This window comes from Streptomyces viridosporus (assembly GCF_002078235.1).
Classification (GTDB): domain Bacteria; phylum Actinomycetota; class Actinomycetes; order Streptomycetales; family Streptomycetaceae; genus Streptomyces; species Streptomyces viridosporus.
The window spans coordinates 1-923 of sequence record NZ_MSGP01000831.1; the positions used below are offsets into that span (position 1 = coordinate 1).

3 pseudogenes are annotated in these 923 nt (G+C 76.7%); 1 reads left to right on the top strand and 2 read right to left on the bottom strand.

Going from position 1 to position 923, the window contains the following annotated elements:
• Together B7L92_RS37970 and B7L92_RS37975 are read right to left on the bottom strand one after the other, a co-directional pair.
• Positions 1 to 365: pseudogene (locus tag B7L92_RS37970) on the bottom strand (M56 family peptidase); the annotation flags it as partial.
• A gap of 103 nt (positions 366 to 468) precedes the next feature.
• Positions 469 to 798 (bottom strand): annotated as a pseudogene (locus B7L92_RS37975) (DUF5134 domain-containing protein); the annotation flags it as partial.
• On the opposite strand from B7L92_RS37975, the pseudogene B7L92_RS41295 reads away from it, so the two are divergent.
• Positions 793 to 923: pseudogene (locus tag B7L92_RS41295) on the top strand (DUF5134 domain-containing protein); the annotation flags it as partial. The pseudogenes B7L92_RS37975 and B7L92_RS41295 overlap by 6 nt on opposite strands.

A 923-nucleotide genomic window follows, 5' to 3' on the forward strand; every position in this document is an offset into this window, starting at 1 on the left:
CGCGCCCGGCGCCGGGCGCGGGCCCGCACGATCTCCCGGGCCAGCATCGCCGCGCTCCACATCCCGCCGCACGCCAGTGCCACCGCGGTGGTCGCCGCCCAGAGCCCGGCCGTCCCGAGGACGTACGCCTCGGCGACCGCGCGGGGCGCGGTGGCGAACACGTGGCCGCCCACCGCCTGCCAGGCCGCCGCCGCGCTGAACGTCATCGACAGGGCGCAGCACAGCAGGACCGCCGCGATCACGCACTGCCACACCCACAACGCCACCACCGGTTCGCGGTCCGGCCAGTCGGCCCGGGCGAGCAGCCGGGGACCGGCGACGGCGATCAGGACGCCGAGCAGCAGCAGGGCCGCGGGGAGCATCATGCGTGCAGCCTATGAGCGCGGTACCGAGCGTGGGTACGGCCCGTCGGGCAAAGTGACGCAGCCAACGGCCCGGTGCTCCGGCCGGCGGGACTCCCGGCCCGCCTCACATCGCCGGCAGCATCGCCACCATCGCCACCCCCATGCAGAGCCGGCAGGCCCGGGCCAGCTCCGGTCGGTCGCCCCACCGGGCGGACCCGCCCGTGCCCGCCGCGGCGGGCACGGGCACCAGCCGGGCACCCGTCGCCAGCACGTACGCGGTGAAGTAGAGCAGCAGGATCCCGGTCAGCAGGGGTATGCCCGAGCCGCCGTGCCCGTGACCGGGGGAGGTGGCCATCACCACCGCCATGTAGACCATGGCCCCGGCCCCGACCAGGTGGTGCAGGTGACGCACGTTCGTACGGGCCGCCCACAGCGCGTGCAGCCCGGCCGCGCCGCGGGCGGTGAGGCGCTCATGGGCTTCGGCATGGCCGCGATGGCCGTGCCGACCGCGGCCTTCACCCCGCCGTCGTGGGCCTGGCCCGCCTATGCGGTGGTGTTCGGCGCGGCCGGGCTGCACGC